This is a genomic window from Pseudomonas sp. NEEL19 (assembly GCF_028751975.1).
In the GTDB taxonomy this organism is placed as follows: domain Bacteria; phylum Pseudomonadota; class Gammaproteobacteria; order Pseudomonadales; family Pseudomonadaceae; genus Aquipseudomonas; species Aquipseudomonas juntendi.
Genome location: NZ_CP081491.1, coordinates 4,298,338 through 4,318,552, shown reverse-complemented (window position 1 = coordinate 4,318,552; position 20,215 = coordinate 4,298,338). Strand labels below are relative to the sequence as shown.

Sequence of the window (20,215 nt, the reverse complement as noted above, 5' to 3'; positions counted from 1 at the left end):
GTGCAATCCGCCAACCTGCTACCATCGCCACTCCCCAGCTGTAATGGAACACGGCCATGCAACTCCCGGACATGAACCTGCTCGTCGCCCTCGATGCCCTGCTCGACGAAGGCAGTGTGGTCGGTGCGGCGCAGCGCATGAACCTGAGCCCCGCGGCCATGAGCCGGACCCTGAGTCGTATCCGCGATGCGTTGGGCGACCCGATCCTGGTGCGCGCGGGCCGTGGGCTGGTGCCGACGCCACGGGCGCTGGCCTTGCGCGAGCAGGTGGCGGCGCTGGTGGAGCAGGCTGGCGAAGTGTTCCGCAGCGCCGATGAAGTCGACCTGCCCAAGCTCGACCGTGCCTTCAACATTCGCACCAATGACCTGTTCATCGCCCTGTATGGCGCCCAGCTGCTGCGCCGCATGCACGAGCAGGCACCGCGCACGGTGCTGCGCTTCGTGCCGGAAAGCCCCGGCGGTGACGACGACAGCGTGCTGCGCGACGGGCGCACCGACCTGATCATCAGCTCGACCGTGGATCTGGGACCGGAGATCAAGGTGCAGAGCCTGTTCCAGACCTACTATGTGGGCCTGGCCCGACGTGACCACCCGATCTTCGAGCAGCCGATCACGCCGACCAGCTTTGCCAGTTATCCTCAGATCAGCGTGTCCCGCCGTGGCCGGGCCAACGGGCCGATTGATGTCGAGCTGGCCAACTTCAAGGTGCAACGGCGCGTGGCTTTGATTACCCCGAGTTTTCACTCGGCGCTGTTCTCGCTACCGGATTCAGACCTGATCCTGCCGATGCCGGCGAATATCCTCAACAGCGTGCACAAGCTCGGGTTGCCACTGCGATCGTTCGAGATCCCGGTACCGCTGGAACGGGTGACGGTGCTGCAAGCCTGGCACCCGCGGTTCCACAATGACCCGGCACATAGGTGGTTGCGGCAGACTTTGAAAGCTTGCTGCAGTGTTGATCCTTGATTGCCTGTAAGGGCCTCATCGCTGGCAAGCCAGCTCCCACCTCGACCGCATTGATCTCAAGCCCTGTGCAGCACCTGTGGGAGATTCTATGGTTTCTGGAAAGGGTAGCCGCAGCATCTTCAGCGCCTGTGCGATCGAGCGCCGCCCGCGCGGCGCTTCGCGGGTGAACCCGCTCCTACGTTTGTTTCGGGCCAGTATTGCCTGTGCCGGACGCGCGCGACCGCCTTGTTTGTACGACGCGATATCGTGGCGGGCGCCAAGGCGTTCGCGCGCAAATCCCCCAGGCATAATTGGCCCGAAACAAACGTAGGAGCGGGTTCACCCGCGAAGCGCCGCGCGGGCGGCGCTCGATCTCACAGGCGCTGCATATCTTCTGACAAACACCTGTCAGCCCTAATGCGATCCCTGTGGGAGCTGGCTTGCCGGCGATAGGGCCAGACCTGCAAAAAAGTGGATTGCGCCTGACGCAACATAAACCTACCGAGAAGTCAGTTTTCGTCAGCATTCGACCTTCTTAGACTTGCTCCAGTCGCAAATTTGTTGCTGGAGATGTCGTTGCATGAGTTCCCTGTCCGCCCTGTCTGCCGTACCTGCCGCCGCCCCCGCGCCGGCCGCGCCTGCGCAGACGGCGTTCGGCCTGCAGGTGGTGGTCGGGCTGTTCGGTGTATTGCTGGCCGTGTTATGTGCGGGCCTCAACGAGTCGGTGACCAAGATTTCCCTGGCCGACATCCGCGGCGCCATGGGCATCGGGGCCGACGAAGGTGCCTGGCTGCTGGCGGTGTACAGCGCCGCTTCGGTCTCGGCCATGGCCTTTGCGCCGTGGCTGGCCACCACCTTCTCGCTGCGGCGCTTCACCCTGAGCGCCATTGGCCTGTTCGCCGCACTCGGCCTGCTGCAACCGTTCGCCCCCAACCTGCACAGCCTGATGCTGCTGCGCGTGCTGCAGGGTTTTGCCGCCGGTGCCTTGCCACCGATGCTGATGAGCGTGGCCCTGCGCTTCCTGCCGCCGGGCATCAAGGTCTACGGCCTGGCCTGTTACGCCCTGACCGCCACGTTCGGCCCCAACCTCGGTACCCCGCTGGCCGGGTTGTGGACTGAATACGTGGGCTGGCAATGGGCGTTCTGGCAGATCATTCTGCCGTCGGCACTGGCCATGTGTTGTGTGGGCTGGGGCCTGCCGCAGGACCCGCTGCGCCTGGAGCGTTTCAGGCAGTTCGACTGGCGTGGCGTGGTGCTTGGCCTACCGGCCATCAGCAGCATCGTCCTGGGCCTGTCGCTGGGGGACCGCTGGGGTTGGTTCGACTCGCCGCTGATCTGCTGGCTGCTCGGGGGTGGGCTGCTGTTGCTGGTGCTGTTCATGTTCAACGAATGGTCCGAGCCGCTGCCGTTCTTCCAGTTGCGCATGCTGTCGCGGCGCAACCTGAGTTTCGCCCTGGTGACCTTGGCCGGCGTGCTGGTCGTGCTGTCGGGTGTGGGCAGCATTCCGTCGGCCTACCTGGCGCAGATCCAGGGCTACCGGCCGGCGCAGACCAGCCCGTTGCTGATGCTGGTGGCCATGCCGCAGTTGATCGCCCTGCCATTGACCGCAGCGCTGTGCAACATCCGTGCGGTGGACTGCCGCTGGGTGCTGGGCATCGGCCTGGCGATGCTGGCGGTGTCATGTGTTGGCAGCAGCCTGCTGACCAGCGAATGGATCCGTGGTGACTTCTACCCCTTCTACCTGCTGCAGGTGTTCGGCCAGCCGATGGCGGTGCTGCCGCTGCTGATGCTGTCCACCAACGGCATGACCCCGCAGGAAGGCCCGTTCGCCTCCAGCTGGTTCAACACCGTCAAAGGCCTGGCTGCGGTGGTCGCCGGTGGCTTGCTCGATGCCCTGGGTACGCTGCGGCGACACTTTCATTCCAACCACCTGGTGGACAGCCTGGGCAACGCCCCGCTGGTGGACGGCAACGCCGCTGGCCTGCCCGCCCGCCTGCACGAGCAGGCGCTGGTGTTGACCTCGGCCGACCTGTACGTGGTGCTGGCCGGTATTGCCGTGGCCCTTATCTGCCTGATTCCTTTGGTGCCTACCCGGGTCTACCCGCCGCGTGCCGTGGCCTGATACCTGGACGAATTCGAGAAACACTGAAATGACCAACAACCGTAAAACCCTGTTCATTGGCTCGGTGCTTGCCGTGGCCGTACTGGCTGGCATCCTCGGCCCCTGGGTGCTGGGCAGCGACCATCGGCAGAGCACCAATGATGCCTACGTGAGCGCCGACTACACCGTGGTGGCGCCCAAGGTCGCCGGCTTCATCAAAGAGGTGTTGGTGGACGACAACCAGCAAGTTCGCGCCGGCCAGTTGCTGGCGACCATCGATGACCGCGACTACCAGACCGCGTTGGCTGCCGCGTATGCGCAGCTGTTGGTGGCCAAGGCGCAAAGTGCCGATGCCCGTGCCACCCTGGAACGTCAGGCTTCGCTGATTGCCCAGGCGCAAGCGGCGGTCAAGGCGGCACAAGCCGAAGCGGCGTTCGCCGACCACGAGGTCAACCGCTACAGCCGCCTGGCCGAGCAGGGCGCCGGTACCGTGCAGAATGCCCAGCAGGCACGCAGCAGGGTCGACCAGGCCCGCGCGCGGCTGGCCAATGCCCAGGCAGCATTGCTGGCGGCGCGCAAGCAAGTTGATATTCTCAGCGCCCAGGTGGCCAGTGCCGATGGTCAGTTGAAACGTGCCGAAGCAGGACTGGAAAAAGCCCGGCTCGACCTCTCCTACACGCGCATTACCGCGCCGGTGGACGGCATGGTCGGCGAGCGCGCCCTGCGCGTCGGTGCCTACGTCACCCCGGGCGCTCGCCTGCTGTCGGTAGTACCGTTGCAGCAGGCCTATGTGGTAGGCAACTTCCAGGAAACCCAGCTGACCCACGTACAGCCGGGCCAGCCGGTGAGCATCAGCGTCGACACCTTCTCCGGCGAGAAGCTGCAAGGCCATGTGGAAAGTATCGCCCCGGCCACCGGCGTGACCTTCGCCGCCGTGAAGCCGGACAACGCCACCGGCAACTTCACCAAGGTGGTGCAGCGCATTCCGGTGAAGATCGTTTTCGATGATGGCCAGCCGCTGCTGGCCCGCTTGCGCGTGGGCATGTCGGTGGAAGCGACCATCGATACCCGTGGCGACAAGCTGAACGGCAAAGAGGTCAGCGCACGATGAAAGCGGCATTACGCGTGAGCCCATTGCTGCTGGCCGTACTGATGGCTGGCTGCAGCATGGGCCCGGACTTCCTGCGCCCCGACAGCCAGGCACCGCAACAATGGGCGCCGCTACAAGGTGAGGCGGCGGCCAGCCAGCCTCAGGCTGAACCGCTGGAGCTGCGCTGGTGGGAAAGTTTCCACGATGCCCAGCTCAGCGCATTGATCCAGCGCGTTGCCGAGCGCAACCTCGACTTGCAGATGGCCAGTGCCCGGCTGGTACAAAGCCGGGCCTTGCGCAGCACCGTGGCCGCCGATGAAATGCCGGCGGTGGATGTTGCTGCCGGCTACAGCCGTGCCCGCAACAGCGCCGAAGGCCTGAGCGACCCGTCTGGCAAGGCGGGCAAGCAAGCCTTCAACCTCTGGCAGGGCGACTTGGTAGCGGGTTGGGAGCTGGACCTGTGGGGCCGCGTGCGGCGCCAGGTCGAGGCGGCCGATGCCACGATCGAAGTGGCGGAGAACGACCGCCGCGGGGTGCTGTTGGCATTACTGTCGGAAACTGCCGGCAACTACATCCAGTTGCGTGCGGTGCAGCACACCATCGATGTCACTCGCGACAACCTCAAGGTCGCCCAGCACAGCCTGAAGCTGTCGGAAAGCCGCCAGGCCGAAGGCGTCGCTACCCGCCTCGACGTAGCCCAGGCCAGTGCCCAGGTGGCGTCCATCGAGTCGCGTCTGCCCAGCCTTGAAGCCCGGCGCGATGACCTGATCAACGCCCTCAGCCTGCTCGCCGCCGAACCGCCGCGCAGCCTGCAGGCCCAGTTGCTGCAGGGTGGCGAACTGCCTGCGCCGCAGCAGAAGTTCGCTATCGGCTTGCCGTCCGAGCTGGCCGAGCGCCGGCCGGACATCCGCCAGGCCGAGGCTCGCCTGCACGCTGCCACCGCCAGCATCGGCGTGGCCAAGGCCGACTTCTACCCGAGCATCCGGCTGTCGGGCAGTGTCGGCTTCCAGGCCATGCAGTTGTCCGATTTCGGTGCCTGGGACTCGCGCCGGTTTGCCTTTGGGCCACAGCTTTCATTGCCGATCTTCGAGGGCGGCCGACTCAAGGGTACCCTGGAGTTGCGCGAGGCGCAGCAGCAGGAAGCGGCGTTGAATTATCGCAAGGTGGTGCTGGGTGCCTGGCACGAAATTGACGATGTGCTACGCCTGTACAACGCCAGTCAGTTGCGCCGTGATCACCTGGCCGAGGCCGTGCGGCAGAACCGCATCGCCTTGGAAACCGCCCAGCGCCAGTACGTGGAAGGGGCGGTGGATTTTCTCAACGTGCTGACGGTGCAGAGTGCCTTGCTAGCCAGCGAGGAACAGTGGATCGACAGCTCGGCGGCGGTGTCGCAGGCGCTGGTGGCGCTGTACAAGGCCTTGGGGGGTGGCTGGCAGGCGTTTGATCAGCAACCGGTGAAGAAAGCTTGAAGGCGGGGCCGCTTTGCAGCCCATCGCCGGCAAGTACAGCGCAGGTCTCAGGTATAGCGCAATACCTGTAGGAGCGGGCTTGCCCGCGAAGGGCTGCAAAGCAGCCCCGGCGATTTCCCAGACAGATGAGGAGGCAAAGATGCACATTTCCCTGAACGGCAAACGCGCGATCGTCAGCGGTTCCACCGCCGGCATTGGCCTGGCCATCGCTATAGGTCTGGCCGAAGCCGGCGCCGAAGTAGTCCTCAACGGCCGCACCCAATCCCGCGTCGACGAAGCGCTTAAAGCCGTGCGCGAACGCCTGCCACAAGCGCGCATCATCGGCATCGCTGCCGACCTCGGCACCCAGGAAGGTGCGCAAAAGCTGTTCGACCAAGTGCCGCATACCGACATTCTGGTCAACAACCTGGGCATCTTCGAGCCCAAGCCGTTCTTCGAGATCGAAGACGAAGACTGGCAGCGTTTCTTCGACGTCAACGTGCTTAGCGCGGTGCGCCTGTCGCGCCACTATGCCCAAGGCATGGCCGAGCGCAAATGGGGGCGGGTGGTGTTCCTGTCCAGTGAGTCGGCGCTGCAGATCCCGACCGAGATGATTCACTACGGCATGACCAAGACCGCGCTGTTGGCGGTGTCACGAGGGCTGGCCGAGACCTTGGCGGGCACCGGGGTAACGGTGAATGCCGTGCTGCCTGGGCCGACGCGCTCTGAAGGCGTGGGTGACTTCTTCGCCAAGCTGGCCGAGGAGCAGGGTGTCACGACTGCTGAACTGGAAACCAGCTTCCTGGCCGAGCACCGGCCCAGTTCGCTGATCAAGCGGCTGGCGACAGTGGAAGAGGTGGCCAACATGGTGGTGTACCTGGCATCGCTGCAGGCCAGTGCTACCACCGGGGCGGCGTTGCGGGTGGACGGCGGGGTGCTGCGGTCCATTGCCTGATTGTCTACTGCCTGTACCGGCCTCTTCGCAGGCTTGCCCGCTCCCACCCTGTAGGAGCGGGTTTACCCGCGAAGGGGCCAGCACAGGAAAAAGAAGAATCAAAGCGGTCGCAGCAGGCCAAAGCGCTTGCGCAACGCCCAATCCAGCAAACGCCGCGGCAGCAACCGAGCCATCAACGGCAACGCTGTACTGCCATTGCCCAAGCGCACCACAGCCGGTACCGGCGACCTGCTCACCGCCGCCAGCACGCCCTTGGCAAACACCGCCGCCGAAGTCGGCTTGTCCTGCGAAGCCCGCGCCCGTGCCTGCACCTGTTCACGCAACGGCCACCACGCCGAATCCGACGCCAGTACCTGCTCGGCCTGGCGCTGGGCGTTGCTGGCGAACTGCGAGGCAATCGCTCCCGGCTGCACTTCCAGCACGCGCACGCCGAACGGGGCCAGCTCCAGGCGCAGGGCGTCACTCAGGGCATGCACGGCCGCTTTCGACGCGCAGTAAGCGCCAGCGAATGGGGTAACCAGCACGCCGGAAACACTGCCGATATTGACCACCAGGCCCCGGGAGCGGCGCAGCAGAGGGAACAGTGCGCGGGTCACGCCGATCACCGCGAAGACGTTGGTCTCGAATTGCTGGCGCAGTGCGTCCACACCACCATCGAGCAATGGGCCCATGGCGCCGTAGCCGGCGTTGTTGACCAGAATGTCGAGGCCTGGCAGTTCCTCGGCAAGGCGGGTAAGGGCCTCGCTGTCGTTCACGTCCAGTTGCCGGGCGGTGTAGCCGGCGGCACTCAGTTGCTCGACATCCTCAGGCTTGCGGGCGGTGGCCCAGACGTGGTGGCCAGCATCGCGGAAGGCGTCGGCCAGGGCGCGGCCGATGCCGCTGGAACAACCGGTGATCAGGACGGTGGGCATGGTGGGGGCCTTTGATCAAGGTGAGAGGTGTGTCGCCAGTACAGACAATGAATCAATTGGCAAATGTACCTTGCAGGTGCTCTGCCCGAAACTCCAGGGTTTGTGCTCGGTAACCGGAACGCAGGGGCGGCAAGGGCAGGCAGTCTATCCACTCGGCCCCCGGCTGCAGTTCGCCAGGGCCACGGTAGCGCGGCGCGTTGTAGGTATTTTCTGCGAGGTTCACGGTATCGCCCGGTGCATAGGCGGCTACGCGCCAACGCAGTTCGGTGAGCGGTACCTGGTTGCCGTTCTTCATGTGCACCTGCAGGGTTCGGTCGGCGGGGCACTGGTCTGGGGCGTAGCGCAGGCGCAGGTCCAGGCGGGCCAGTTGCGAGGCTTCGCGGGTGTCCTGCCAGGCAACGAACAGGGCCACCAGGCCCAGGCCGCACACGGCGGCCAGGGAAATGGGCAGGGCCTTGGCCGGGTAGCGCAACAGCAGCACCAGCCAGGTGAGGATAAGGACGGCACCGATGATCATGAGCCTTGCAGACCTTGGTTGTGCGGGTCTGACCATCGTAGCCTTAAATGAGGGAGGGCTCAAAAGCGGGAGGGCTTCGCCCTCCTTTCGCCGGCAAGCCAGCACACAGGTACTGCGCCTGGCTTGTGGTCAATGTGGTCGAGGTGGGAGCTGGCTTGCCGGCGATAGGGCCGCGAAGCGGCCCCGGGATTTCACTTACTGCGCAATGGTCTTTACAGACACACCACGCTCGACCGGCGTAGAGGTGCGCCCATACACATCTTCGAAGCGCTCGATATCATCTTCGCCCAGGTAACTCCCGGACTGCACCTCAATGATCTCCAGCGGGATCTTGCCCGGGTTGCGCAGGCGGTGCACCGACGCAATCGGGATGTAGGTCGACTGGTTCTCGGTCAGCAGGAACACGTTTTCGTCGCAGGTCACCTCGGCAGTGCCGGACACCACGATCCAGTGTTCGGCGCGGTGGTGGTGCATCTGCAGCGACAGGCTGGCGCCTGGCTTGACGGTGATGTGCTTGACCTGGAAGCGGCCGCCCATGTCCACCGAGTCGTAAGAACCCCATGGGCGATACACTTCCAGGTGGTTCTGGGTTTCGCTACGGCCCTGTTCGTCCAGTGTCTTGACCATTTGCTTCACGCCTTGAACCTTGTCCTTGTGGGCGATCATCATGGCGTCCTTGGTCTCGACCACCACGATGTTCTCAAGGCCGATTACCGACACCAGCTTGCCGTTACCGTGGATCATGCAATTGTGGCTGTCCTGCACCACCACATCGCCCTTGGTGACGTTGCCGTTGTCGTCCTTCTCATGCACCTCCCACAACGACGACCAGCAGCCCACGTCGCTCCAGCCGGCCGACATCGGCACGACACAGGCGCGCTGGGTTTTTTCCATCACCGCGTAGTCGATGGAGTTGTCCGGGCAGCAGGCGAAAGTGGCGGGGTCGATGCTCAGCACATCGCCGTCTTCCTGGCTACGCTCCAAGGCCAATACACAGGTGTCGTAGATATCGCCATCGTGCTTTTTCAGCTCCTCGAGGAAGCGGCTGGCGCGGAACAGGAACATGCCGCTGTTCCAGAAGTAACCACCGGCCTGGACGAACTCGGTGGCGCGCTTCTCGTCGGGCTTCTCGACGAACTGCGCTACCCGCGCCACGCCCTCGGGCAGCAATGCATCCTGGCTGGAGCGGATGTAGCCGTAGCCGGTTTCCGGCTTGGTCGCCGGTACCCCGAACAGCACCATCTCGCCGCGCTCTGCCGCTACGGTGGCCAGGGCCAGGGCACGTTGCAGGGCCTTCTGGTCCTCGATTACATGGTCGGCAGGCAGCACCAGCATCAGTTCGTCACGGCCTTCGTTGACCAATTTCATCGCGGCCATGGCCACCGCGGGCGCCGTATTGCGGCCAAACGGCTCCATCAGGATGCCTTGGGTTTCCAGCTTCAGGGCAGCCAGCTGCTCCTGCACGATGAACTTGTGGTCCTTGTTGCAGACCACGATCGGCGTGTCCATGCCCTCGAACACCAGGCGCGAGAGGGTTTGCTGGAACAGCGTGTGTTCACCGGTCAGGGCCAGGAACTGCTTGGGGAACTGCTTGCGCGACAAAGGCCACAGACGCGAACCGCTACCACCAGAAAGAATTACCGGGATCATCATGTTTCTCCAATAGTCGTTGAGAGGCAGGGGAATCAGTTGCTAGCCACGGGGCGAGTTACCCACACCGGCGACAAGGCGTTGCCGGAACCCGTTACGTACAGCACTGCGGCTTCGCCGCGCTCAAGGGCGACCGGCTTCACGTCACCCACTTTCTTGTCACCTTGGTACAGCGCCAGGTTCACCTTGACCGGGTTGATCTCGCGCTCACCACGGCCGTTGGCGGCTACTTGCTTGACCACTTCGGTCTTGCCGTCGGCGGTTTTCAGGGTCAGCTGCTGGTCGCTCAGGTTCTGCACGCGCACCAGGGCTTTCTGCTTGTTCTTGAACGGCGGCTCTTCGATCAGCTTCGGGTTGCCGCTGTTGCTGTTGACCAGGGTGTAGTACTTGTCCGAGGCCAGCTTGACCGGCACGCTCTTGCCGCCGACCTGGGCGGTGTAGTCACCGCCAGGCAGGAAGCTGAAATCGCTGCTGGCCTGGGCGCCAACCTGCTTGATCTGGGTGTTGCCGACGCTGGCGGCAGCCGGTGCACTGGTGGCGTTGTACAGCCGGACGAACGTGGAGCCTTTCGGCGCGCTGGGGCCATACAATGCGGCGTCGGCGCCGGCGAAGGCCTGCATGGAAGCAAGGGACAGGCCGGCCGCCAGGGTGAGGGCTTTGGCAATGGAAGTCTTGGTAGTCATGTGCGTGTTCCTCTCTTCAGTCAGTGGTTCGTCCGGGTGGACGACAAGGCCAGGTTTTCTTCGGATTTACGGGCGTTCTTCAGCTGCGCGACCCAGTGCGGGTCGAAGCTGCTGAGGTCGTTCTTCATTGGCAGATATCGTTCTGGGAATTCCCACACCACCACTTGTGGCGCGGCGTTCTTGAAGGCATCGCTTTGCAGGTACTTGAGCATGGGCACCAACGGGCCGTGGCCGTCCTCGGCGTAATTGGCCACGTCGCTGCGCAGCGCCTGCTGCAGGGCGCCAAGGAAGTTCCAGTGCGGGTTGGCGCTGTAGCTGGTGCCAACCAGTGCCACCGGTATGCGGCTGTCGGCGAACAGTGCGTCAGCGCCGTCACCCTCGGCCTCGGCGGCCCGGGTGGTACGCTGTTGCAGGCTGTCCGGGGCGGGCAGCAGGTTGCTGAACAAAGGGTCCAGTGGCAGGAAGTTGGTCAGGTCACCTTTGTACGGGGCGGTGCTGCCTGCTTCGGTGATGAAGGCCTGCGGCTCGCCGTCGAGCAGGTTCTGCCGGCGCACGGCGTCTGCCAGCGCCTGCGCCACCACTTCGGCGCCCATCGGCGTCCAGTGGGTGTCGGTACGCAGGAACACCTGGCCGCGGGCCTTGGCCTGCGCCAGTGGGCCCATCAGCTCGGGCGCAAACACGTTGGCCTGGCGTGCCTGGGCGTGAAACTGGTTGTACAGGTCGTCATGCAAGCTGGCCGGTTGTTGCTTGCCGATGTATTCGGCATACACCCGCGCCTTGGCCGGGACGATCGCCAGCACCAGGTGCACGCCGCGCTGCTGCAGGGTGTCGCGTACACCGCGGATCAGCGCCAGGTTCTCTTGCATCAGTTGTTCGGCACCGGCGGTGGGCTTGAACTCTTCGTCACTGAACAACCACTGGTCGCGGCCCAGCACCACGCCAGGGCGGCCTTCGTGGAACAGCTTGAAGTCCATCGCCGCCCACAGGTTGGTGCCCAGGCGCTTGATTGGGAACTGGTCGTCGTAATGGGTTTCGGCTGCCTTGGCCAGTTTGCCGTTGAGCAGGGTCATCTGCTCGGTGCGCTGGAAACTTTCCAACCCACCGGTGGACCAGACGCCCATGCCCACCAACAGGCCAATGAAGGACAGCGAATAGGTAATGCGTAAGGTTCGGGTCATGTCAGCCCCCTCAGAACTGGAAGTAGAGGAACGGCGAGTAGCTCTGCGCCGAAAGCTTGAGGATCGAGGCCACGAACAGCAGCAACACCAGCGCGCGGGTCATGACCCGGGTCCAGTCCAGGCCCAGCGAACCGTCGCTGTTGACTTGCACCGGGGTGGCCTTGGGCGTGGGTTTGGCGTTGCGGTAGAAGTCGCGCAGGCCGAAGAACGCCAGGGTGAGGTAGGCGATCACCAGGGTGGCGACCTGCAGGCCGGTGAGCTGGGCACGGTTGAGTTCCGACAGCTGCCAGTCGCCGAAGCTGAACATGGCGCCGTACATGCGTGCGGCGACGTGCAGGTTTTCGGCGCGGAAGATCACCCAGCCGACCACCACCAGCAGGAAGGTGAAGGCCCATTTCACCGGGTTGAAACGCTGCGGGTTGGTGTCGATGCCCAGCGCCCGCTCGATCGCCAGCCACATGCCGTGCCAGGCGCCCCAGATGATGTAGGTGAAGTTGGCGCCATGCCACAGGCCGCCCAGCAGCATGGTCAGGAACAGGTTGCGGTAGGTGTTGAAGGTGCCTTTGCGGTTACCGCCCAGGGTGATGTACAGGTAGTCGCGCAGCCAGGTCGACAGGCTGATGTGCCAGCGCCGCCAGAACTCGGTGATGGACTGGCTGATGTATGGCTGCTTGAAGTTTTCCATGAAGCGGAAGCCCATCATCAGCCCCAGGCCGATGGCCATGTCGCTGTAGCCGCTGAAGTCGAAGTACAACTGCGCGGTGTAGGCCAGGGCGCCGAGCCAGGCATCCCCGGTGGTCGGGTTCTGCAGGGCGAAGCAGTGGTCGGCGACCACTGCCAGGGTGTCGGCGATGAACACCTTCTTGATGAAACCCTGCATGAAGCGGGTGCAGCCTTCGGAGAACTTGTCCAGGGTATGGGTGCGGTTGTTGAACTGGTCGACCAGGTCCTTGAAGCGCAGCACGGGGCCAGCGATCAGGTGCGGGAAGATCGCCACGAACGCGGCGAAGTCGATCAGGTTGCGCGTGGCCGGGGTGTCGCCGCGGTACACGTCGATGATGTAGCTGATCGACTCGAAGATGTAGAACGAGATACCGATCGGCAGCAGCACGTGGGTGAGGATGAAGGGTTCCAGGCCAAACGAGGTGATGATCGCATTCAGGCTGTCGACACCGAAGTTGGCGTACTTGAAGTAGCCGAGAATGGCCAGGTCGACACCAACGCCCAGCAGCAGCCAGCGCTGTGCCGGCTTGGTGCGCACGCCGGCGGCACCCACTTTCAGGCCGATCCAGTAGTTCCACAGGGTGACCCCGGCGAACAGCGCCAGGAAGTCCACCCGCCACCAGGCGTAGAAGATGTAGCTGGCGACCAGCAGCAGGAGGTTGCGATAACGTTGCCCGCTCAAGTAATACAGGCCGAGGAATATCGGCAAGAACAGGAACAGGAACACGTTGGACGAGAAGACCATCCCGGTTCTCCTTATTGTTCACAGCATCCGGGGCACAGCGCCCCCCAAACCCCCCAGCAAAAAGCTGGAGGGCAACTTAGATCCCTGTGGGAGCGGGCATGCCCGCGAACACGGGCGAAGCCCTTGCCATGCGCCGCGGTGGCTTCTTCGCGGGCATGCCCGCTCCCACAGGTACCGACCCCATAATGGGAGTCAGTTCACTTCTTGCTTGCTGCGCTCGGGTCGTAGACCCGGGTCAGGTCGCCGCCCAGCCGGAAGCTGTTGAACGGCTGCATCCCGTGCTTGCGTTCGAGCGTGTCGCCGACGCAGTGGTACAGCGCGCACCAAGGCTCGAGCCAGGCGTACTTGTTGTCGACCTTGAGGTCTTTCATGTCCTGCTTCTCACCGGCACGTTCGGCGAAGTGACGTGGGTCGCGGGCGCCGTAGAGCACACCTTCGCCCAAGCGCTGCAGGGCAAAGTTGTTTTCGCTGCGCAGGTCCACGCCGTTGGCCTGGGCGAAGCTGGCGATCATCGCGAGCGGCGGCAGGGCGTAGTTGTGATACGCCAGGGCACGTTGCTTGCGCTTGACCTCGTTGGGCAGGAAACCTTGTTCGTCGACCTGGTTGGCACCCACCTTGAATTCCTTCACCGCCCAGTCGAACAGGTCGCGGCGGTCGGTGGCCACAGCGGTGGCCATCACCGACCAGGCGGCCCAGTAGCTGTGGTTGTTGATCTTCTCCAGCGGCAGGTTGCTCCAGTCCTGCACGGTCTGCTCGGCCAGGCGGTCCAGCCATTTCTCGATCAGCTTGGCCTCGGCCTGGTGCGCGGCCAGCGGCTGGGCAGTGGAGAACTTCAGGCGCAGCCACGAGCCGCTCATGCTGCCCAGGGCCCATTTGCGCATCGACTTGCCGGTGTGGTTGTAGTCGGTGGACAGCAGCGCATTGGCCCGCGCCCAGGTCCCCAGCCAGGCCAAGGTGCAGTCGAGTTGCGCCGGGCGGCCATCACGCATGTATTGGCCGACCATCTTGCTCACGCCCTTTTCCAGCGTGGTGATGTCTTCGGTCGACTTGCGAAAGGCCTTTTCCGAGGCGACATTGAGCGTGGCACGGGCTTTGTCGGAGCCTTCGTACTTACTGCGGAATTGCAGCGCACCGGTGTAGGGTTTTGGTGCCGGCTCGCAGCGGAAATTGCCGTCGCCCGTTTTGGGTTTCTCGATGCCCTCGTAATAGCCTTGGGGTGGCACCAGCGCAGCGTGCGCGGCGCTGCCGAACAGCGCCATGGCGAGCAGGGCAGGGCGAAAGATTTGCTTGAATACGGTCATGGTCGCCTCACTGGCCGGCTTGCGCGGTTTGCGCAGGCACGGCGAAGTTGTTGCGTTTGCAGAGTTTGGCCTCGACTTTCTGGGTGCCGCTTTCCGGGCCTTGCACCTCGAACGCCAGCAGGCTCTGGTCGGCCCAGTCCTCGTCCTCGCGCATCTGGAAGACAAAGCGGCCGTCGGTGTCGGAGGTTTCCGGTTTTTCCAGCTTGATGTCTTCGTGGCGGCCGTTGAGGTACCACAGGGTGGCTTGCAGCACCTTCACCGATGGGTCGTCGAACCTGACATCCATCTGCAGGTTGCGGTTGATCAGCTGTTTCACTACGCCGCCCTTGCCGTTGACCATCAGCTCGTTGTTGCCGGGCTTGAGCGTGGTGCTGGCGCTCATCAGCGCCGGGCGGTCATTGCAGCCATCGTCGAGCAGGCCAAGGATTTGCCGCCAGATGGTTTCCTGGTCCAGGCGGTATAGCGGCGAGAACTCCCAGATCAGGATCTTGGGCGGGTTCTTGCGGAATTCCTCGCTGCCCAGGTACTGGATCATCGAGCCTTCCAGGCCACCGCCGGGGAAGGCGACGTTGAGCACATCGGCGCCGATGTACTGCTCGAGGAAACCGGAGAAGTTGTAGTTCTTGCCGCTGTGGCTGGTGCCGACCAAGGTGATCTGTGCGTTGCCGCTGTCGCCGAACAGGTCGTCGCCGCCGCCGCTGGAGCCTTTCGGCTCGGTGGCGAACTGGTCCATGTACTGGATCGCATAGCTGGTGCCACACAGTTGGCCGGCCACGTTGTGCAGGGTGCCCGTCTTGCCCATGCGGCCAGATTTCTTGGTTTCGAATTCCTTGCGCGGGATGCCCTCGAAAGCCGGCATCTTGTGCACGGTGTCGGCGACGATCCTGGCGGCGCGCTGGGCACCGTAAGGCGTCCAGTGCTGGTCACCGCGGAAGTAGAAGTCCTTGCCCTGGTCGGCGGCGGCCAGTTGCTCGTTGGTCAGCGGCGACAGGTCGGGCACGTTGTAGCCCATGCTGGCGAAGCGCTTGAGCATGGCCTGGTAGTTGCCCAGTGCCTTCTGGTAGTTGAACGCAGCTTTCTCGGCCGGGTTGAGCATGTTGCGGTTCACCAGGCCACGGGTGGGCTGGTACACCATCACCAGCTCCACGCCACGCTTCTTGAACGCGTCGTGCACTTGTTGCAGGCGCTTGTAGCCGGCCGGCGTGGTGCTGAATTCGGTGCGCAAGTCTTCGCGTGTGCGGAACAGCCAGTCGCCCTTGGCTTGCACCAGGGTGGTGAAGTTCTGCTGGTAGCGGGTGGTGTAGCGGCTGGCATCGTGCGCTTCGGGGCACAGCTGGCAGCAGGGCTCGGCCGTGAAGGTCGGGGCCTTGACTTCATCGGCGCGCACGCCCTGGCTGATTGCCAGAAGGGCAGCGGACAGGCCCAGCAGTTTCATCAGGTGTGGAGTCATGGTCTGGGCTTCCTTAATCGATCATTTCGGTCTGGCGCTCGACCGGGTCGATCAGCACAGCCTTCTGCTGGCGGACCAGCAGGTCGAGGATTTCGTCCTGGCGCTCGCCCAGCACGCCGTTGAGGCTGATGCCGCTGGCCTTGCGCGGTGCGAGCATGGATACCTTGTACAGCTCGACCGACAGCGGCGAGTCGATCGACAGCGGGCCTGAGCCGTTGGCCGCCAGTTCGCCGCCCACCACGATCAGCGACACCTTGGTGTCGAACGGGTCGAGGGCGATGTCGCGGTCGGTGTCGGACAAGTCCTTGATGTGGCCGTACACGCCGACCAGGCCGTTGGCCATGGCCACATTCTCGTACAGGCGGATGTTCACGCTGTTACGTACGCGTATGCCGTGGCGGCGGTTGTTGATCAGCTTGTTGCCCCAGATCAGGTTGTCGCCGCTTTCGTACAGGGTGATGCCGTCGGTGTGGTTGCGGTAGATCTCGTTGTAGGCCACCAGGTTGTTGACGCTGTTACGGTCGATCACCACGCCGGAGAGCTTGTTGTCGTAGCTCTTGTTGTTGATGATCCAGCTGTCGTTGACCTCACGCGAAATGATGATGCCGTGCTTCTTCTTGGTGCCGTAGACCGTGTTGCCGGCGATGATCAGGCGGTGCGAGCGGTCGTGGGGGTCGATGCCATAGACGATGTTGTCGTTGTAGGTATTGTCCTTGACCACGAAGTCCTGGGTTTCGTAGCAGTAGAAGCCGTACCACATGTCGCTGAACTGCGAACCGATGATCCAGCCGGTGGGTTCCGGGCGGCCCATGCGCTTGGCCATGTTCGGGGTGTACTGCGAAATGCTCACGCCGTACGACTTGGACTTGGCATAGCCGAAACTGGCCATCTTGGTATTGACGATATAGGTCTCGGTACCGCCCCACGACAGCAGGAACGGGCGGAACTCCTTGGGCGAGCGGAAGGTCGCCGGGCCGTTGTCTTTTTCCCGCCAGCCAGTCACCTGGGTGTCGGTGACGAACAGCTTGCCGTCGTTGACCAGGAACGCGCCGCCCTCCTGGGACAGGCGCAATTGCTTGACCTTGCCATCGATCTCGAGGATGCCCTTGCGGCCGACCACGATCGGCAGGCGCGCCAGGTAAACGCCCGGCTCGACTTCGCGCAGGTACTGTCGCGGCACCTGCTTGCTCAGCTCGACAAGGTCGACATGGCCGTCATCGATGAAGATCGCCTGCGGAATACCGTGCTGGCGCTGGACCCACTCGGCTGCCTTGTTGTCGCCGCCGACAAATTCCTTGAGGGTGTCCTCCTGGAACATGCGGCGCAGGCTGACCTTGCCCTTGTGGCTGCGGTCGATCTTCTTCTGCACGGCCTGGGCGGTGTAGCCGCTCAGGTCGGGCAGCTTGGGCGGGTCCAGGTGCAGGGGCTCGATCGGCGCGCTGGCCACGGTGTAGGTCTTGGCCTGCTGCAACTCCTTGGCAATGACCTTGGGCTCTGCGGCGACGGCCAGGCCCGAGGCCAGCAACAAGGCGCTGGCCAACAGGCTGTGACGTAGGTGCGGGTGAAGGTTCATCAGGTTTCTCCCGGCCTCAGAAGCGCCAGATCACGTCGACGAAGGCGCGGTGCATGTACGAGTCCGCTTCCTTGCCATAGGCGTCGCCCGGCTTGAATACACCCGCGCGCAGGCGCACCAGGGCAGACGGCTCGTCGATGGCCTGGCTCATGGACGCGGGCAGCAGGCCTTGCTTGAAGTACTTGGTCACGACCACGTCCATCTCCTGGCCAAGGTCTTTTTCACCGTCGACCAGTTGGCGGTTCACACCGTTGTCGTCGACCACGGCGTTGATGCCGCTGGAGCCGATGTTCTGGTTGCCATCGACGCGCCAGAACTTGTGGTAGATCAGGCTGGCGTCATAGTCGTCGCGCAGTTGCCACGATGCGAACAGCGTGGCCGCCTGCAGGTTGCCCAGCTCGCCGCGGAAGGCCTCACCGAAGCGGTGTACCCGCGAGCGGGTGCCGGTGAAGTTGGAGCGGTTGCTCTCCAGCCCGGTCTGCTCGAAGTTGTTCGAACCATCGTCACCGCCGCCGCCGCTGCCGCGGGCGTAGGCCGCACCCACCTGCCATTGCGGGTCGAGGCGCAGGCGGATACCCAGGTCGGTGGCCCAGGCATTGACGTTGCCGCTCTGCTTACCGGTGGCCACCTGGTCGTCACCCACCTGTTGGGTGGTGAGCTTGTCGCGGTCGCCGGTCAGCCAGGTGACGCTGCCCCAGTAGTTGACGGTGTGGTCATTGCGCCAGTTGTAGGCGTCGCTGTTGGCCTCGAGGCCCAGCCAGGTGAGGTCGCCGGTGCGGGTCTTGTCCAGTGCATCGACGGTTTCCCCGGGTTGGTTCAGGCTGCCGCTGTCATGGGTGTGGTGGGCGCGCAGGCCAACCCAGTGGCCGGGCGTCCATTGCGTGGCGATGTTGCCGTAGACGTGCGTACGGTCCTTGTCCTCGGGCGCCAGCTCGGTGAGGTCGGTGCGGTATTCGCTGAAGCGCTGGGCCACGCCCAGGTCGGCCTTGAGCAAGGTGGTGTCGAAGGTCCAGTTCAGCGCCTCGATGTTGGTGTCGCGCCACATGCCGTCATCGCTGCGCAGGCGCTGGCGACCCAGGCGCAGTTGCTCGCCAGGGTAGGCGGTGAGGCCGCTGTAGCCGACCCAGAATTCGCGCATGGCCAGGTAGCTTTTGTCTGGCTTGCGGCTGTCGTCACCGGTGTCGGTGGTGGTGCCGTCGTCGTTCTGGCGCAGGGTGTCGGTTTCGATGGTGTCGGTGGCTGCGACCGCCTGGCCCATGGCGTAGGCGCTCCAGTTGCCGCGCTCGCCGTACACCCATGGGCGCAGGTCCAGGCCCAGGCCGTTGACGTCGCCGCCGGGGCGGGTACCCAGGTCACGGTCGTCTTCCGATTGGCCGGTGATTTTCACGTCCAGGCCGAAATTTTTCTCAGCGGTCATTTCCGCCAGGGTCGGGCAGGACCACAGCAGGGCGAAGCTCAGGCCGATGCCGGCTTTCACGAAGGGATTGAGCGTCATAGCGAGTCCTCACCGTCTACTTCTGGTTCGTCGTCTTGCAGGGCTTCGGTGGCCAGGGTGCTGTTGGCGCCTTGGCTCATGCTGCCGCGGGCCTGCTTTTCCTGAGCCAGCAGTTGCTCGGCCTGGTGGCGCTGGTCCGGGGTCAGTTGCGGCTCGAGCCGTTGCAGCATTTCTGCCGCCTGCGGCGTGGGGTTGGCTTGTGCCAGCTGGGCGAACACCCAGGCATTGCCTGGTTGCGGGCGAATGCCATGGCCTTCGCTGAACAACTGGGCCAAGGCATAGTCGGCGCTGATCTGCCCGCCGCGGGCGGCGGCCAGCAGGTTGTCGACAGCCTTTTGCGGCTCGACGTTGCCCAGGTAACCACGGCGGTACAGCTGGCCCAGGTAGTAATGGGCGCTGGTTTCGCCAGCGTCGGCGGCCGCCTGCAGGTGGCGTTCGGCTTTCTTGGCGTCGGCCGGTACGGTCTTGCCCTCGTAGTACAGGCGGCCAAGCAGCAGTTCGGCACGTGGCTGCTCGGCTTCGCGACCCTTGTCGATGTAGGCCAGCAACTGGTCGGTGTCGCCCAGTTCGGGGAACTCGTACAGCAATTGCGCCAGGCTGACCCACGACGCCGGGTTGGCCGGTGCCACCTGTTCGAGCAAGTCCTTGGCAGTTTTTTCATCGGTCTGGCCAAGGCTGCGATCGGCCAGCACCCGGGCCACGCTGTCGACCCGGCTGGCTGGCACGGCACCACGGGCGTAGGCCGCCTGCAGCTGGCCGAGCAGGGCGGCCTGCTGGTCGGTCTGGCCGCGCTTCTGGTACACGGTGGCCAGTTCGACGTAGCACATGTCGGTGGCGCTCAGGGCGGCCTTGCAGATTTTCTCCACGTCGTCCAGGTGCTGGTCGTAGCTGCCCTGGGTGCGATACAGCAGCACCTGGGCCAGGCCCGCTTCCGGGTTGCCGGTGGCGCGCCACTGGTCGATCTGCTGCTGCGCGTTGACCTTGGGGAAGCTTTGCGGGTAGCTCAGGTACAGCATCGCCAGCGGGATCAGGGTGTTGCCTTCACCCTGGCGGGCGGCGAGTTTCAGCAGCGTTTCGGCTTCTTCACGCTCGGCCTGGGTGCTGTCGGGCTTGGCCACCAGCAGGCGGCCAAGGCGGGCCTGGGCGCGCGACGAGGACGCAGCGGCAGCGCGGTAGGTGGCCTCGGCCTCCTTGATTTGCGCCGGGTCGCGGCTGGCCACCTTGATGTCGGCCAGGCCCACTTGCGCATCGCTGTAGCCCAGGTCGGCCAGGGCCTTGTAGTTGCGTTCGGCCAATGCCGTGTCACCGCGCTTCAGGGCTTCGTTGGCCAGGCGCTGGTCGGGCAGGCCGGCGCAGCCGGCCAACGTGATGGCCATGGCCAGGCCACACAGACCCAGGTTCATACGGAACCTGTGGGGGCAGGTGTTGGTATCAGCGATCATCGTCCGATC

The 20,215-nt window shown here is 64.2% G+C and carries 16 protein-coding genes; 5 read left to right on the top strand and 11 right to left on the bottom strand.

What is annotated here, in order from left to right; all coding sequences use genetic code 11:
• Positions 1 to 56 precede the first annotated feature (56 nt).
• The 5 genes from K4A76_RS19190 (at position 57) to K4A76_RS19170 (ending at position 6,538) form a co-directional block, all read left to right on the top strand.
• A complete protein-coding gene (locus K4A76_RS19190; protein WP_009685043.1) occupies positions 57 to 965 on the top strand; it encodes a LysR family transcriptional regulator in 909 nt (302 codons plus the stop codon).
• A gap of 559 nt (positions 966 to 1,524) precedes the next feature.
• Positions 1,525 to 3,066: an MFS transporter gene (locus K4A76_RS19185; protein ID WP_274410939.1), complete on the top strand. Its 1,542-nt coding sequence runs from the start codon at positions 1,525 to 1,527 to the stop codon at positions 3,064 to 3,066.
• A gap of 28 nt (positions 3,067 to 3,094) precedes the next feature.
• Complete coding sequence (locus K4A76_RS19180; protein WP_274410938.1) at positions 3,095 to 4,156, top strand: HlyD family secretion protein; 1,062 nt, start codon at positions 3,095 to 3,097, stop codon at positions 4,154 to 4,156.
• On the top strand, positions 4,153 to 5,604 hold the full coding sequence (locus K4A76_RS19175) for an efflux transporter outer membrane subunit (protein WP_274410937.1): 1,452 nt from the start codon (positions 4,153 to 4,155) through the stop codon (positions 5,602 to 5,604). Before K4A76_RS19180 ends, K4A76_RS19175 begins: the two co-directional genes overlap by 4 nt.
• A gap of 139 nt (positions 5,605 to 5,743) precedes the next feature.
• Positions 5,744 to 6,538, top strand: a complete 795-nt coding sequence (locus tag K4A76_RS19170) for an SDR family NAD(P)-dependent oxidoreductase (protein WP_161892685.1) — start codon at positions 5,744 to 5,746, stop codon at positions 6,536 to 6,538.
• Between the two features lie 98 nt (positions 6,539 to 6,636).
• Here K4A76_RS19170 and K4A76_RS19165 read toward each other — a convergent pair whose 3' ends face one another.
• The 11 genes from K4A76_RS19165 to algK all read right to left on the bottom strand — a co-directional run bounded on the left by K4A76_RS19165 (position 6,637) and on the right by algK (position 20,206).
• Positions 6,637 to 7,449, bottom strand: a complete 813-nt coding sequence (locus K4A76_RS19165) for an SDR family oxidoreductase (protein ID WP_274410936.1) — start codon at positions 7,447 to 7,449, stop codon at positions 6,637 to 6,639.
• A 52-nt stretch (positions 7,450 to 7,501) separates the two neighbouring features.
• Positions 7,502 to 7,966, bottom strand: coding sequence for a multidrug transporter (locus tag K4A76_RS19160; RefSeq protein WP_274410935.1), 465 nt, complete (start codon positions 7,964 to 7,966; stop codon positions 7,502 to 7,504).
• A 195-nt stretch (positions 7,967 to 8,161) separates the two neighbouring features.
• A complete protein-coding gene (locus tag K4A76_RS19155) occupies positions 8,162 to 9,616 on the bottom strand; it encodes a mannose-1-phosphate guanylyltransferase/mannose-6-phosphate isomerase (protein ID WP_054912062.1) in 1,455 nt (484 codons plus the stop codon).
• 35 nt (positions 9,617 to 9,651) lie between these two features.
• On the bottom strand, positions 9,652 to 10,299 hold the full coding sequence (locus tag K4A76_RS19150) for an alginate O-acetyltransferase AlgF (protein WP_054912061.1): 648 nt from the start codon (positions 10,297 to 10,299) through the stop codon (positions 9,652 to 9,654).
• Between the two features lie 20 nt (positions 10,300 to 10,319).
• A complete protein-coding gene (locus K4A76_RS19145) occupies positions 10,320 to 11,477 on the bottom strand; it encodes an alginate O-acetyltransferase (protein ID WP_274410934.1) in 1,158 nt (385 codons plus the stop codon).
• Between the two features lie 10 nt (positions 11,478 to 11,487).
• Positions 11,488 to 12,945, bottom strand: a complete 1,458-nt coding sequence (locus K4A76_RS19140) for an MBOAT family O-acyltransferase (RefSeq protein WP_009684468.1) — start codon at positions 12,943 to 12,945, stop codon at positions 11,488 to 11,490.
• Between the two features lie 197 nt (positions 12,946 to 13,142).
• Positions 13,143 to 14,246, bottom strand: coding sequence for a mannuronate-specific alginate lyase (locus K4A76_RS19135; protein WP_054912059.1), 1,104 nt, complete (start codon positions 14,244 to 14,246; stop codon positions 13,143 to 13,145).
• A gap of 7 nt (positions 14,247 to 14,253) precedes the next feature.
• Positions 14,254 to 15,696: an alginate O-acetyltransferase gene (locus K4A76_RS19130; protein WP_047149990.1), complete on the bottom strand. Its 1,443-nt coding sequence runs from the start codon at positions 15,694 to 15,696 to the stop codon at positions 14,254 to 14,256.
• Between the two features lie 13 nt (positions 15,697 to 15,709).
• Positions 15,710 to 17,269 (bottom strand): mannuronan 5-epimerase AlgG, encoded by a 1,560-nt coding sequence (algG, locus tag K4A76_RS19125; RefSeq protein ID WP_009684465.1) that lies wholly within the window; start codon positions 17,267 to 17,269, stop codon positions 15,710 to 15,712.
• 16 nt (positions 17,270 to 17,285) lie between these two features.
• Positions 17,286 to 18,764, bottom strand: coding sequence for an alginate export family protein (locus tag K4A76_RS19120; RefSeq protein WP_054905664.1), 1,479 nt, complete (start codon positions 18,762 to 18,764; stop codon positions 17,286 to 17,288).
• Entirely contained in the window at positions 18,761 to 20,206 is a 1,446-nt protein-coding gene (gene algK, locus K4A76_RS19115; protein ID WP_115294710.1) for an alginate biosynthesis TPR repeat lipoprotein AlgK, read from the bottom strand. The genes K4A76_RS19120 and algK overlap by 4 nt, the downstream gene beginning before the upstream one ends.
• Positions 20,207 to 20,215: the final 9 nt, after the last annotated feature.